We start from the raw sequence: 14,235 nt of genomic DNA, 5'->3' as shown, positions 1-14,235 counted from the left end.
TCCGGCACCCGGGGTGCGCGGCACGCGCGCACCCTTTCCCCCAAGTTTATCGGGATCAGTGCAGTGAACATTCGGATCGTTGCCCGGCGCCTGCTGTATTTCGTGTTGATCGTCTGGGCTGCCTCGACCATCGTGTTTTTCATTCCGCGCCTGTCGCCGCGTAACGCCATTCGCGAGCGCTTTGGCGAACTGGCGCGCACCGGTGGCTTTTCGCCCGCCGATATCGAAAAGCTGATCGGCTCCATGCAGCAGCAATTCGGCCTCGACCGCCCGCTGCTCGAGCAATACTGGCAGTATCTGGGCAATATCCTGCGGCTCGATTTCGGCTATTCGCTCAGCCGCTATCCCATGACGGTCACCGATGTGATCGCCCAGTCATTGCCCTGGACCATCGGGCTGCTGCTGGTCACGACGGTTCTGAGCTTCATCATTGGTACACTTCTCGGCGCCGTTGCCGCTTGGCCGAGGGCGCCGGGCTGGCTGCGCTCGACGGCAACCCCCTTCATTCTCCTCACCGGCGTGCCCCCGGTGATCATGGGCATCCTTCTGCTGTTCTTCATCGGCTTTCGCCTGAAATGGCTGCCGCTGGGCGGGGCCTATTCGGTGGGGCTGGTGCCCAACTGGTCCTGGGCGTTTTTTACCGATCTAATGGCGCACCAGATCCTGCCCGCCCTGTCGCTGATCCTGGGCTCCGTAGGCGGTTGGGTGCTCTCCATGCGCGGCATGGGCGTCACCATCCAGGGAGAGGATTACGTCAATTTCGCCGAACACAAGGGGCTGAGCGGGCCACGCATCTTCCGTGATTATTATCTGCGCAACGCGCTGTTGCCGCAGGTAACCGGGCTGGCGCTGGCGCTGGGCACGGTGGTCACCTCGGCGGTGATCGTTGAAGGCTTGTTCGGCCTACCCGGCATCGGCACGGCGCTGAACCTCGCCATCCGCGCCAACGATTTTCCGGTGATCTACGGGATCGTGCTGTTCATCACCATCGCCATTGCACTGCTGATGACGCTGCTCGAATTCGTTTATCCGCTGCTCGATCCGCGCATTCGCAACAGCTAGGAGCCCGCCATGACCCTCGTCAATGCTACGGGCGTGCCGGTGAGCCCCGCCCTGCCGACCCAGCCCTCCCGCGTGCGGCTGACGCTCCGTTATCTGCGGCGCAACAAGGGGCTGGCGCTCGGCGCCGCCATCCTCCTCGCGCTGGCCCTTTTCACTATTATCGGGCTCATCCTCATCGATCCCAAAAAGGCCTATCCGCTTTCGGCCGCGCTCAAGCAGCCCCCCAGCCTCAAATACCCTTTCGGGACCGATTTCTTTGGCCGCGATCTCTTGGCGGCCATGGTGGTGGGCACCTGGCAGACCGCCTTTATCGGCCTTCTCGCCGGCGGAATCGGTACGCTGGTGGGCGTGGTACTGGGCTTCACCGCCGCCTATTTCGGCGGCTGGATCGATGGCACGGTGCGCACGATCTGCCAGATTTTGACGCCCATTCCGGTGCTGCTGATCCAGGTCGTCGCGGCGGGCTCACTCGACAAGCGCGACGTCACCATCGTCACCATGGCGATCATTGTCGCCATGCTGGCCTGGATGGGCCCAACCCTCGTGATCCGGGCTCAGGTGCTGACCATGAAGGAGCGCCAGTTCGTGGCCGTCGCCAAGCTTTCGGGCGTTTCGGACATGGGCATCATCTTCAAGGAAATCCTGCCCAATCTCCTGCCCTTCATCGCCGCCGCCTTTGTCGGCCAGGTCTTTGCCGCCGTGTTCGCATCCTTCTATCTTGCCGTGCTGGGCCTGGGACCGCTGCGCGAGCCGCTCCTGGGCAACATCATCTGGGCGGCTCAAAGCCAGGGCGCGTTCTTTAATGGCTGGTGGTGGTGGCCGCTCGAGCCGGCCTTCGCCATGATCCTGATCCTGGGGGCGCTGGCCCTGGTCAATATGGGGTTGGACGAGTTGGCCAATCCCCGCGTCAGAAGGACGGAGTAGCGCTATGGCTGCCGTGACCCTCGACCCCCTGAGCGCACCATTGCCCCATGCCGGAATGCTGGCGCAGGCCGCGCCCAGCCCCGTGCTGCGCGTCAACCAGCTCGCCGTCACCTACTACACCGATCTTGGCCGTGCCCGCGCGCTCGATGATGTCAGCTTCACCCTCAATGCCGGCCAGAAGCTGGGCATGGTGGGGGAGTCAGGCTCGGGCAAGAGCACCTTGGCGCTCGCCATGATGCGCATGATCAAGCCACCCGGGCGCATCGAGGGGGGTGAAGTCTTTGTGGGCGACACCGAACTCATGGGCCTGAGCGAAGACGCCATGCGCCGCACACGCCTCAGCAAGATCGCCTATATCCCGCAAGGGGCGATGAACTCGCTCAACCCCGTGATCCGCATCGGCGCGCAGATGGTGGATGCCGTCAAGGCGCATCTGCCAGCGGAAAGCCGGTCGGCCATCCATGATCGTTGCCGCCAGGCGCTGCGCTCGGTCGATCTCGATCCGGGCGTCTTCAACATGTATGCCCATGAGCTGTCGGGCGGCATGAAGCAGCGCGTCTGCATCGCCATTGGCGTGTTGCTCGAGCCCAGCGTCATCATCGCCGATGAGCCTACCAGCGCCCTCGATGTGGTCACCCAACGCCAGGTGATGGAAACCATCGACCGGGTGCAGGACCAGATCGGCGCCGCCGTGATCCTGATCGGGCACGACATGGGGCTGATGGCCCAGTTCGTCGATCGGGTGGCGGTGATGTATGCCGGCCGGCTGGTGGAGATCTCCAGCGTGCGCGAGATGTTCACCGATCCAAAACACCCCTATGCAAGGGCGCTGATCTCGAGCCTGCCCAATCTCGACAATCGCGGGGTGTTCCAGGGCATTCCGGGCCTCGCGCCCTCTTTGCTGCGCATTCCCAGCGGCTGCGCCTTTCACCCGCGCTGCCCCTTTGCCATGGACGTCTGCACCACGGTGCGGCCCGAAGTGCTGGAACTGGAAGGCGGGCGGCGCGTCGCCTGCCACCTGTTTGACGAGGAGGCCCGCCATGGCTGAACTGCTCGAGCTGCGCGGGGTCTCGAAAGTCTATACCCGCGGGCTGACCCATTCCCACCCCACCGTGGCGCTGCGCGAGATCTCGCTGACCCTCAAGGAGGACGAGCCCACCATCCTCACCGTTGCTGGCGAAAGCGGTAGTGGCAAGACGACACTCGCCATGCTGCTGCTGGGCTTCATCAGCCCCACAATGGGGGAAATCCTCTATAAGGGTCGCAATATCACGACGCTGACCGGCCCCGAACGGCTGGCCTATCGGCGCGAAGTGCAGGCGGTGTTCCAGGATCCTTTCGCGGTCTTTAATCCCTTCTATACCGTCGATCACCTGCTGACGGTGCCGATCAAGCGCTTCAAGCTGGCAAGCACAAGGGCTGAGGCGCGGGCGCGCATGGAAGACGCGCTCAATGCCGTGGGGCTGCGCCCCGAAGACGTACTCGGGCGTTTTCCCCACCAGCTTTCGGGCGGGCAGCGCCAGCGTATCAATGTCGCCCGCGCCTTGTTGCTGAAGCCGCGCCTGCTGATCGCCGACGAGCCGGTGTCCATGGTGGATGCCTCGCTGCGCGCCACGATCCTTGAAACCCTGCGCAACCTGCAGCGCGATTATGGCGTCTCCATCATCTACATCACCCACGACCTAACCACGGCCTACCACATCGCCAAGTCGATCATCGTGCTTTATCGCGGTGGGGTGATGGAGGCGGGGGATGTCGATCGGGTGATCAAGTCGCCCCAGCACCCCTATACCCAGCTGCTGGTCGATTCCATTCCCTGGCCCAATCTCGAGCAGCGCTGGGGCGAGCAATCGATCATGGCGCGCGAAAGCACCGCGCCCCCGCCCGGCGCCTGCCCCTTCATGCCGCGCTGTCCCAAGGCCATGCCGATCTGCGCCAGCCGCCCGCCGCTGTTCCAGATCAATCCGCACCAGGCGGCCGCTTGCTACCTGCATGAGCGGCAGCCCCAACTCGTGGCTGAAAAGCTCTCCGAACTCCTGCCTGCCTGAGAACCCTATGCTGGAAATCGCCGAATTCATCAGCCCCACGCCATCGCCGGTCTGGCAGCTTGCCTTGCAGGCCGGGGTGAACCTTGCCGTGGGCGGGCTGCCCTTTGACAGCTTGCGCCCCGGCGAAAGATTGGGGGATCTCGCTCCGCTCACCCGCATGCAGCAAAGCTACGGGGATGCCGGCTTTGAGCTGCGCGTCATCGAGGCACGCCCGCCGCTTAATCTGGCCAAGCGCGGCTTGCCGGGGCGGGACGAAGAGATCGATGTCGTCTGCGAACTCCTCACCAGCATGGGCAAGCTTGGCATCGGGGTCTGGTGCTATGAATGGATGACCGATTTCAACTGGGTGCGCACCAATATGGCGACGCCCTCGCGCGGCGGCTCGGTGGTCACGAGCTTCAATCTCGATGATGTTCCCGAGGACCTGACGAGCAATCCGCCCATTGGCGAGGAGGCGCTTTGGGAGAACCTCGATTATTTCCTCAAGCGGGTGCTGCCGGTCGCCGAACAAGCCGGGGTCAAGCTCTCCATGCACCCCGACGATCCGCCGATCACCCCAATTCGTGGCGTCAGCCGCATCATGCGCAGCATCGAGAACTACCAGCGCCTCCTCGTCATGGCGCCCAGCCCGATGAACACCATTACCCTGTGCCAGGGCAATTTCACCCTGATGACCGATGACCTCCCCCGCGAGATCAGGCGCTTTGGCGACAAGATCTCCTTTGTGCATTTCCGCGATGTGCGGGGCGTGCCGACCCGGTTCGAGGAAACCTGGCACGACGACGGCAAGACCGACATGCTCGCCTGCATGCAGGCCTATCGCGATATCGGGTTCAGCGGCGTGCTGCGGCCCGACCACGTGCCCACCGTTGCGGGCGACAGCAACGATAATGCCGGCTATTCCGCCTTCGGGCGGCTTTACGCCATTGGTTACATCCGCGGCCTGAACGAGGCCGTTTATGCGCAATAGGTCAGATCCATGAGAATTGCAGTTACCGGCGCCAGCGGCGGCATTGGCCGGGCCATTGTCAAAGAGGCCGAGGCCCGCGGCCACACGGTGGTCGGCATCGACCGGGTCGAGCATGCCGATGTCGCGGCGAGCGGCGAGCGCCGCTTCGTTCTGGCCGACATTGACAATTACGATGCCCTGCTCGATGCCTTTGCCGGCTGCGATGCGGTGATCCACATGGCCGCCATTCCGTCCCCCGGCCGCCACCCCGATCACATCGTGCACAACAACAATGTGGTGGGCAGCTATAATGCGCTCCAGGCCGCCGTCGAGAACGGCATCCGGCGCGTTTGCCAGGCCTCCAGCGTCAACGCCATCGGCCATTCCTTCAGCCGCGCCCCGCGCTATGATTATTTCCCCATCGACGAGAGCCATCCAAACTACGCCGAAGACCCCTATAGCCTCTCCAAATGGATCTGCGAGCAGCAGGCCGACGCCTTTATCCGGCGCTATCCGGAGATGGTAATCGCCTCCATGCGCTTTCATTATGTCTGCGATGACCGCTCTATCGCCAAGGCGCTCTATGACCCCAATCCCGAGATCGCCAAGCATCTCTGGGCCTATACAAGGCGCGATGCGGCGGCCGATGCCTGTCTCTTGAGCCTCGAAGCTGCCATCGAGGGTCACGAGGCCTTCTATATCGTGGCGCCCGACACGATTTCGGACACGCCGAGCCGGGAGCTGGCGCGCCAGTATTTTCCGCAGATTCCGCTGCGCGATGGCTGGGGCGGGCACCAGAGCTTTTTCAACTCGGCCAAGGCCGAGCGCATGCTGGGCTGGCGGCACGGCCATGTGCCGCCCGAGCGCCTGACCGACTAGGATCGCGCTAGAGGTCGGCCTGCAGCCATTGAGGTCCGAGATGGATGTCGATGGTTTGCAGCCGGCCCGGCCCCAGATTCTCGAACCGGTGCGGCAGCCCCCTGGGGCCGAGCACGACCTCGCCAGCTTGCGCGTCGATCACCGCATCGCCCACGTAAAAGCGCCCGCGGCCTTCCACCACGACGAAGAGCTCGTCATAGGGGTGGACATGCAGGGCCGGCCCCGTGCCCACCGCCTCATTGCCATAGGCGAGGATCGTGGTCGTAGTGCCCAGGGCCTCGCCCGGAAGGTGACCGCGCCAGGGGCCGGGCTGGGTCGGGTCGAACAGCTGCTGTTTGGCCGGGGCGCGCCCGTCCGGCACTGCGGCGCTGGGGTCGATGCTGAGTTTTGCCATTGCTGTTGCACTCCAAGGTGAGTTGCTCACGCATAATTGCGCCGGTGCACCAAGACTGCCAAGAGGTAGCAGCCAGTGCATAGGCTTTGAGCTCAATTGCGCGCAAATTAGGCACAAGCGAATGCTGCTATTCTGTTGTGCAGATTTGTGCGCCCAAATTGGCGATCAAGCGCAAGGACTTACCGCTAAAACCAAGGATTGGCACAACTGATGCATGACAGTTCCCGACAAAGGGAGCTGAGCAATGTCCAAGTCTGCCGAGATCGATCTTGCTTCTGTCTCCAAGATCTACGGCAAGACCACGGCCGTCGACAGCATCAGCCTTAAGATCCCCGCCGGAAGTTACTGCTGTCTGCTTGGGCCTTCGGGCTGTGGCAAGACCTCTACCCTGCGCATGATTGCGGGGCACGAAACCGTTTCGATCGGGGACATTGTTCTGGGCAAGCAGGTGGTGACCGACCTGCCGCCGGCCAAGCGCGGCACGGCGATGATGTTCCAGTCCTATGCGCTGTTTCCCCATCTCGATCTCGTCGACAATGTCGCCTTCAGCCTCAAAATGGCGGGGGTGGACAAGCCGACCCGCCGTGCGCGGGCGCTCGAGCTGCTCAAGCTCATGCAGATGGATGCTTATGCCGACCGCCGTCCCGGCCAGCTTTCGGGCGGCCAGCAGCAGCGCGTGGCGCTGGCCCGGGCGCTGATCACCGATCCCGAAGCGCTGCTGCTCGACGAGCCGCTTTCGGCGCTCGATCCCTTCCTCAAGATCCGCATGCGCGCCGAGCTCAAGAAACTGCAAAAGCAGCTGGGCATCACCTTTGTCCATGTCACCCACAGCCAGGAAGAAGCCATGGCACTGGCCGACCTCGTCGTGGTGATGAGCAATGGGCGGATCGAGCAGGCCGCCACCCCGCGCGAAGTGTTCGAGCGCCCGGCGACTGCCTTTGTTGCCCGCTTCATGGGCGATCATAATGTCATTTCGGGCAAGGTCACCGGCGCCAGCAACGGCCTGGTGGATTTCACCGTGGTCGGCGGCGGCAGTTTTTCCGCCACCGGCGCACCCCTGCCGCTGGGCGCCGATATGGATGTCGCCGTGCGCACCGACCATGTCCGGATCGGGGAAAGCCCGCAGCCGGGCCTCGGGTTCACCGGCATCATCTCCAACATCGAATATCGCGGCGCCACGGTGAAGCTCACCGTGGAAGGCGCCGGGATCAGCGAATTTACCGCCATCATCACTGACACCGCCTTTTACGCGACCCCGGTCGCGGTGGGCGATGCGGTGCCCCTCCATTGGGATGCCCAGGACGCCATCGTCCTCGCCCGCCCCGATGCCTAACCGTCCATCAAGCCAACAGGGAGACGTGCCATGACCGCCAAGAGTGACATCAAGTCCGGTGTCAGCCGCCGCAACTTTCTCAAGACCAGCGCTGCCGCCGCGGTCGGCGCCAGCCTGGGTTCGGGGGTGATTACGGGCTTTCCCACCATCTGGGCGCAAAACCCCATCACCCTGCGCCAGTTCGGCACCGGCGTGAGCAACCTCAATGCCATTGCCGAAAAGTGCAAGGAAGACCTCGGCATCACCATCCAGATGACGGCCACGGACAGCGATGCGGCCGCCCAGCGCGCGGTGACCCAGCCCGACAGCTACGACATCGCCGATGTGGAATACTGGATCCTCAAAAAGGTCTTCCCGGCCGGGGTCATCCAGCCCATGGATATCAGCCGGCTGACGCACTACGACCAGATCGTGCCGCTGTTCAAAACCGGCAAGCTGCTGCCCGACAGCGTCATCGCCCAGGGCACCGCGCCCCATACTGTTGGCTTTGTGGAAGGCCCCGACAGCCGCGACTTCGCCAAGGGCGAAACGGACTGGTTCACCATGGTCCCCACCATCTACAATGCCGATACGCTGGGTATCCGGCCCGATCTGGTGGGTCGCGAGATTTCCTCCTGGGCCGATATCATGGACCCAGCCTTCAAGGGCAAGTCGGCCATCATCAACGTGCCCTCGATCGGCATCATGGATGCGGCCATGATCATGGAAGCCATGGGGCTCATCACCTATGGCGACAAGGGCAACATGACCACCGAGGAGATCGATGCCACCATCGATTTTCTGATCAAGGCCAAGCAGGACGGCCAGTTCCGCGCCTTCTGGAAGAGCTTTGACGAAAGCGTCAACCTGATGAGCTCGGGCGAAGTGGTGATCCAGTCCATGTGGTCGCCCGCCGTCGCCGCAGTGCGCTCCAAGGGCATTGCCTGCACCTACCAGCCCCTCAAGGAAGGCTATCGCTCATGGGGCGGCGGCATGGGGCTGGCGGCGCACCTGTCGGGCGCCCAGCTCGACGCGGCCTATGAATATATCAACTGGTACACGTCGGGCTGGGTCGGCGGCTATCTCAACCGGCAGGGCTATTATTCGGCCAATATGGAGACGGCCAAGCAGCACATGACCCCCGACGAATGGGGCTTCTGGATCGAAGGCAAGCCCGCCCAGGGCGACATCCTTGCGCCCGATGGCACCGTGATGGAAAAGGCCGGCGCGGTGCGCGATGGCGGCTCGTTCGAAGAGCGCATGGGCAAGGTCGCCTGCTGGAACTCGGTGATGGACGAGGACCGCTACATGGTCCGCCGCTGGAACGAGTTCATCGCCGCCTGATGCCTCAGCCCGTCTGGCAGGCTCTTGCCACATCCACCGATGCGGCACCTCCCCCTTGACGGGGGAGGTTGGGTGGGGTGGCGGGAGCCACGTTATCCGGGCTTTCGACCCCCCACCCTTGATCCCTCCCCGCCAGGGGGAGGGTGTCGACTGCGACCGCAGGAGGAAGTGCCAATGAACGCTTTGCTCGCCCGCGCCACGCCCTATCTGCAGGCGACGCCGCTGCTGCTGATCCTCGGCTTTTTCCTTGCCGTCCCGATCCTGCTGCTGCTCGTGGTCAGCTTCTGGGATTATGATTTTGCCGGCATCTATCCCGATTTCCTAACCCTCAACTATGCCGAAGCGCTGGGCTCCTGGGTCACCTGGCGCATCTATGCCAATACGCTCAAATATGCAGTCATCGTCTGGGCGATCACCGCTTTCGTGGGCTTCTGGGTCGCCTATTTCCTCGCTTTTCATGTGCGCACCGCGACCATGCAGATGGTGCTGTTCCTCATCTGCACCGTGCCGTTCCTCACCTCCAACATCATCCGCATGATTTCCTGGATCCCGGTGCTGGGGCGGAATGGCTTGATCAATTCGGGGCTGACCGGGGCAGGGATCGTCGAGCAGCCCATCGAGTGGCTCTTGTATTCCGACTTCGCCGTCGTGCTCGCCATGGTCCATCTTTATACGCTCTTCATGGTCACCCCGATCTTCAACGCCATGATGCGTATCGACAAATCCCTCGTTGAAGCGGCGCGCGATGCCGGCGCCAAGGACTGGCAGGTGATCTGGAACGTGGTGCTGCCGCTGGCCAAGCCCGGCATTGCCATCGGCACCATCTTTGTCGTGACCCTGGTGATGGCCGATTTCTCCACCGTGCAGGTGATGAGCGGGGGGCAGAGCGCTTCGGTCGCACTGATGATGCGCAACCAGATGAGCCTGCTGCAATATCCGGCGGCCGCCGCCAACGCCATCGTGCTGCTGGTGCTGGTGCTCCTCATGGTCGCGGGCATGCTGCGCATCGTCGATATTCGCAAGGAGCTCTAGGATGGAACGCGAAAAGCGCAGCCCCGGCTTTTACCTGCTGGCGGGCTTTTTCGGCCTCTTTGTGCTGTTTCTCTACGGCCCTCTGTCGGCCGTGTTTATCCTCAGCTTCCAGGGGCCGCAGGGCGGGCTGACCTTTCCGCTCAATGGCGTGTCGCTGCGCTGGTTTCAGAACCTGTTCGAAACCCAGGCCGTGGGCGATTTTGGCGCCAGCTTCGGGCGCTCCTTTGCCCTCGGGCTGATGGTGATGGCGGGCACCGTGCTCGTCTCGCTGCTGGCGGGCCTGGCCTTTCGCCGCAGGTTTCTTGGCGCAACGCCCCTGTTTTACCTCACGGTTGCGAGCCTCGTCGTGCCCTCGATCATCGTTTCGCTCGGCATCGGCGTGTTGTTCCAGCAGATCGGCTGGCGCCCTAACTGGTTCAGCTCCGGCTTTGGCGCGCATCTGACCTGGACGCTGCCTTTTGGGGTGCTGATCATGTTTGCGGTGTTTAACCGCTTTTCCCCCAGCTACGAGGAAGCCGCGCGCGATCTGGGCGCCAGCAACTGGCAGACCTTTCGCCATGTCGTCTTGCCCATGATCGCGCCCAGCCTCATTGGCGTGGGGCTCTTTGGTTTTTCACTCAGCTATGACGAGTTTGCCAGGACGCTGATGACCTCGGGCAGCGCCAACACTTTGCCGCTCGAAATCTATGGCATGACCACCAATGTCACGACCCCGGTGCTCTATGCGCTGGGCACGGTCACGACGCTGTTCTCGTTCCTCGTGATCCTCGTGACCCTGAGCACTATCCTCTGGATCAACCGCCGGCGGGTGCGGGCATGAACCGCATCGCCGTCATCAATCCCAACACCACCGCCAGCATGACCGCGACCATTGCCGCGGCGGCCCGGCTGGTGGCGGCGCCCACGACCGAGATCGTGCCGCTCACCTCTTCCATGGGGCCGGTCTCCATCGAAGGCTATTACGACGAAGCCTTTGCCTTGCCTGGATTGCTGCGCGAGATCGGCCAGGCGGAGGGGGAGGGGGCCCGGGCCGCAGTGATCGCCTGTTTCGATGATACCGGGCTCGATGCCGCCCGAGCCATGGCCACCATTCCGGTGCTCGGCATTTGCGAAGCGGCGCTCGCCACCGCGGCCTTCCTCGCCAAGCGCTTCACGGTCGTGACCACCACCGAGCGCTCCCGCGTGCCCATCGAGGAGCTGGCGCAGCGCTATGGCATGTCTGGACGCGCCCGTATCCGCGCCGCCGACATTCCGGTCCTGGCGCTCGAGGATCCAGCCTCGGGGGCGCGCGAGCGGCTACGGGCGGAAATTGATCGTGCCATCAGCGAGGACAAGGCCGAGGCCATCGTGCTGGGCTGCGCCGGGATGGCCGACCTGGCGCGGGCGCTGCAGGAGGAACTCGGGCTGCCTGTGATCGATGGCGTCGGCGCCGCGGTCAAACAGGCCGAAGCGCTAATCGCGCTGGGTCTGCGCACCAGCAAACGCGGCAGCTATGCCCCGCCCCTGCCCAAGCCCTACAAGGGCGAACTCAGCGCTTTCGCGCCACGAGGATAGGGGAGCGAGCCGGTCAGTCCAGCTCCTGCACCCCACCGCCCGAAACGGTCAGCACCTGCCCGCTGATCCATGACGCCGCGGGCGAACACAGAAACAGCGCCGCATAGGCGATGTCATCGACTTCCCCGAGCCGCCGGATCGGGGTGTGCTGCAGCATGCTCTGTTCGATCTCGGGCGTCAGCACGCTCGCCAGGGCCGCGGTCCTTGTCGCGCCAGGCGCAATGGCGTTGATCCGCACGCCCATTGGCCCAAGATCAAAGGCGATATTGCGGGTCAAATGGTTGAGCGCAGCTTTGGAGGAGGCATAGGAGGCCATGCGCTGGTTGCGGTTTTCTCCGGCCATGGACGAAATATTGAGCACTGCGGCACCCCCTGCTGCCGCCAGATGCGGCGCGGCCAGCTGGGTGAGCCGGAACGCCGAAAACACGTTGAGTTCATAGGCCCGGTGGAAATCCTCCATCGGCATGTCAAAGGGCTGGGGGCCGCCGCCTCCGGCATTGTTAACGAGGATGGCGAGCTTGCCGAACTGGTCCAGTGCCGTGTGCACCAAGAGCTCGAGGTCATCGTCCCGGGTGACATCACAAGCCACCGCGACCGCCTTACCCCCTGTTGTGTTGATTTCGGCGGCAGCCGCTCGGGCCGCCTCGGGCTTGCGGTCGCTGACCACGATGGCGGCCCCCGCACCCGCGAAGAGGCGCGCAATGCCAAGCCCGATCCCGGCACCAGCGCCGGTCACCACCGCCACCTGCCCATCGAGGCGAAACTTGTCCGGGTCATACATGCTGTGCTCCCGTCGTTCTTTGCCAAACCCTAAGCCGTCGCGCCTTTCAGCTCTTGATTTCGGTCAGGCCCGGGCTGGTATTGACGGGGCGCGTGCTGTCCGGTGGACCCGTGACGTGGTGGGCCGATCTGACAGCCTGGGTTCCCGCTCCCCCGGCGAATTCGGCATCACGGCAGATACTGGATCTGCAGACCCCGGTGCAGCGTCGAGGGGGCCACCTGCGCGCGCACCTTGAACACCTCGACGATCAGCGCCTCGGTCAAGACTGCATGTGGCGTGCCCGCGGCGACGAGCCGCCCTTCGCGCATCACTGCGACGCGGTCGCAGAACATGGCGGCGAGGTTGAGGTCGTGCAGCGCCACGATCGTGGTCAGCGGCAGCCCGGCCACGAGGCGCAGGATATCGAGCTGGTGCTGGATATCGAGGTGGTTGGTGGGCTCATCGAGGATCAGGTGGGTGGGCTCCTGCGCCAGCGCCCGCGCCAGCTGCACGCGCTGCCGCTCGCCGCCCGAAAGCGTATGCCAGGGCTGGTGGCGCCGGTCGGCCAGCTCCACCCGCTGCAGGGATTGTTCGACAACGGCATCGTCCGCTTGCGTCCAGGGCGACAGGGCCGAGCGATGCGGCGTGCGCCCCAGCCGCACCACATCGAGCACCGTCACTTTGGCTTCGGTCGTGGCATGTTGCTCGACCACGGCCACGCGCTGGGCCAGCTGGCGCCGGCCGAAGCGGCCAAGCGGGGCGGCATCGAGCGTGACCTCGCCGACGGCGGGCGCGCGCAGACCCGCGAGGAGCCGGATCAGCGACGACTTGCCCGAGCCATTAGGTCCGAGCAGGCCCAGCGTCATGCCGGGCTTGGCCTCGAGGGTCACGCCATCGACGATGATCTTGCTGCCGGCCTTCCAGCTGACGCGGTGGGCGGCAATGCTCATTGCGCACCCCGCCCGCGATACAGGACGACGGCAAAAAACGGCACCCCGACCAGCGCGGTGACCACCCCGATCGGCAGCACCTGCTGGGGCAGGATGATGCGCGAAACGATATCGGCCAGCACCATGAACACCGCTCCCACCACCACGCAGGCCGGCAGCAGCCGCAAATGGTGGGGGCCCACGATGAAGCGGGCGGCATGGGGGATCACGAGGCCCACAAAACCGATCGAGCCCACCATTGACACCATGGTCGCGGCCATAAGGGCGGTGAGCGCAAACAGCACCACCCGCACCTGCGCCACGGGCACGCCGAGCGAACGGGCCGCGTCATCCCCGAAGGTGAAGGCATCGAGCGCTCGGGCATAGCGCAGGCAGACGATGAGCCCCGCGCCAACCACGCTCGCGGCAAGGCCCACATCGCTCCAGCGCACGCCGGCAAAACTGCCCAGCAGCCAGAACATGACGCTGCGCGCCTGTTCGGCATCGGCCGAAGTGCTGACGACATAGGAGGTCAGCGCATTGAACAATTGCGAGGCGGAGACCCCGGCCAGGATGGTGCGCTCGGCGCTACCCGCCGCGCCTCGCGCGAGGAGAATGACAAAAGCGAAGGCCGCCAGCGCTCCGGCAAAGGCGCCAATGGGAATGGCGGCGCTACCAGCGCCCATGCCGAGCACGATGACGCAAACCGCCCCGGTCGAAGCGCCCGCCGAAACGCCCAGCACATAGGGTTCCGCCAGCGGATTGCGCAGCAGCGATTGCAGGATCGCGCCACACAGCGCCAGCCCCGCCCCGCAGGCGGCCGCCACCAGCGAGCGGCTGAGCCGATAATCCCAGATCACGCTTTCCTGGATGCGGCTGATCTCGAACTGCGTCCAGCCCAGGCGATTGGTGATGGCCTGGAGCGTGGTGTGGAGCGAAATGGGCATTTCGCCAATGCCCACCCCGAGCGCCACGGCAAGGGGCAGCAGCAAGGCTACCCCGCCGATCACCGATCCCCCCAGCCGCGCGCGGCGCCGCTGGGTCATCG

Annotated in this window: 15 protein-coding genes; 11 read left to right on the top strand and 4 right to left on the bottom strand. The window is 64.3% G+C overall.

The genetic code is table 11. The features are described 5' to 3' along the window. Positions 1–63 precede the first annotated feature (63 nt). The 6 genes from AC3YMN_RS06290 to AC3YMN_RS06265 are packed head-to-tail and all read left to right on the top strand — an operon-like array spanning position 64 to position 5,862. Entirely contained in the window at positions 64–1,062 is a 999-nt protein-coding gene (locus AC3YMN_RS06290) for an ABC transporter permease (protein WP_489889362.1), read from the top strand. Between the two features lie 9 nt (positions 1,063–1,071). Continuing rightward, a complete protein-coding gene (locus AC3YMN_RS06285; protein WP_127751623.1) occupies positions 1,072–1,986 on the top strand; it encodes an ABC transporter permease in 915 nt (304 codons plus the stop codon). 4 nt (positions 1,987–1,990) lie between these two features. Next, entirely contained in the window at positions 1,991–3,034 is a 1,044-nt protein-coding gene (locus AC3YMN_RS06280; RefSeq protein WP_489889361.1) for an ABC transporter ATP-binding protein, read from the top strand. Next, entirely contained in the window at positions 3,027–4,034 is a 1,008-nt protein-coding gene (locus AC3YMN_RS06275; protein ID WP_489889360.1) for an ABC transporter ATP-binding protein, read from the top strand. Before AC3YMN_RS06280 ends, AC3YMN_RS06275 begins: the two co-directional genes overlap by 8 nt. Before the next feature lie 7 nt (positions 4,035–4,041). After that, positions 4,042–5,004 (top strand): mannonate dehydratase, encoded by a 963-nt coding sequence (locus tag AC3YMN_RS06270; protein ID WP_489889359.1) that lies wholly within the window; start codon positions 4,042–4,044, stop codon positions 5,002–5,004. 9 nt (positions 5,005–5,013) lie between these two features. Next, positions 5,014–5,862, top strand: a complete 849-nt coding sequence (locus tag AC3YMN_RS06265) for an NAD-dependent epimerase/dehydratase family protein (RefSeq protein WP_489889358.1) — start codon at positions 5,014–5,016, stop codon at positions 5,860–5,862. Positions 5,863–5,869: 7 nt separating this feature from the next. Here AC3YMN_RS06265 and AC3YMN_RS06260 read toward each other — a convergent pair whose 3' ends face one another. Continuing rightward, complete coding sequence (locus tag AC3YMN_RS06260) at positions 5,870–6,256, bottom strand: cupin domain-containing protein (RefSeq protein ID WP_489889357.1); 387 nt, start codon at positions 6,254–6,256, stop codon at positions 5,870–5,872. A gap of 244 nt (positions 6,257–6,500) precedes the next feature. On the opposite strand from AC3YMN_RS06260, the gene AC3YMN_RS06255 reads away from it, so the two are divergent. The 5 genes from AC3YMN_RS06255 (at position 6,501) to AC3YMN_RS06235 (ending at position 11,498) form a co-directional block, all read left to right on the top strand. After that, positions 6,501–7,589 (top strand): ABC transporter ATP-binding protein, encoded by a 1,089-nt coding sequence (locus tag AC3YMN_RS06255; RefSeq protein WP_489889356.1) that lies wholly within the window; start codon positions 6,501–6,503, stop codon positions 7,587–7,589. A 30-nt stretch (positions 7,590–7,619) separates the two neighbouring features. Further along, a complete protein-coding gene (locus AC3YMN_RS06250) occupies positions 7,620–8,912 on the top strand; it encodes an ABC transporter substrate-binding protein (protein ID WP_489889355.1) in 1,293 nt (430 codons plus the stop codon). Positions 8,913–9,086: 174 nt separating this feature from the next. Continuing rightward, positions 9,087–9,944, top strand: coding sequence for an ABC transporter permease (locus AC3YMN_RS06245; RefSeq protein ID WP_489889354.1), 858 nt, complete (start codon positions 9,087–9,089; stop codon positions 9,942–9,944). A gap of 1 nt (position 9,945) precedes the next feature. Continuing rightward, positions 9,946–10,764 carry an ABC transporter permease gene (locus tag AC3YMN_RS06240; protein ID WP_489889353.1) on the top strand — a complete coding sequence of 273 codons (819 nt, stop codon included), beginning with the start codon at positions 9,946–9,948 and terminating at the stop codon, positions 10,762–10,764. After that, positions 10,761–11,498 (top strand): aspartate/glutamate racemase family protein, encoded by a 738-nt coding sequence (locus AC3YMN_RS06235; protein WP_489889352.1) that lies wholly within the window; start codon positions 10,761–10,763, stop codon positions 11,496–11,498. Before AC3YMN_RS06240 ends, AC3YMN_RS06235 begins: the two co-directional genes overlap by 4 nt. 13 nt (positions 11,499–11,511) lie before the next feature. Here AC3YMN_RS06235 and hdhA read toward each other — a convergent pair whose 3' ends face one another. The 3 genes from hdhA to AC3YMN_RS06220 form a co-directional block, all read right to left on the bottom strand. After that, positions 11,512–12,279, bottom strand: coding sequence for a 7-alpha-hydroxysteroid dehydrogenase (gene hdhA / locus AC3YMN_RS06230; RefSeq protein WP_489889351.1), 768 nt, complete (start codon positions 12,277–12,279; stop codon positions 11,512–11,514). Positions 12,280–12,446: 167 nt separating this feature from the next. Then, positions 12,447–13,208, bottom strand: coding sequence for an ABC transporter ATP-binding protein (locus tag AC3YMN_RS06225; protein WP_489889350.1), 762 nt, complete (start codon positions 13,206–13,208; stop codon positions 12,447–12,449). Beyond that, the gene (locus AC3YMN_RS06220; protein WP_489889349.1) at positions 13,205–14,233 is read right to left on the bottom strand and encodes a FecCD family ABC transporter permease; all 1,029 of its coding nucleotides are present in this window, start codon (positions 14,231–14,233) and stop codon (positions 13,205–13,207) included. Before AC3YMN_RS06220 ends, AC3YMN_RS06225 begins: the two co-directional genes overlap by 4 nt. Positions 14,234–14,235: the final 2 nt, after the last annotated feature.

Source organism: Devosia sp. Z11_6 (assembly GCF_058133665.1).
Note: the sequence above shows the minus strand (reverse complement) of the source record. Positions and strands in the feature narration are given on the sequence as shown.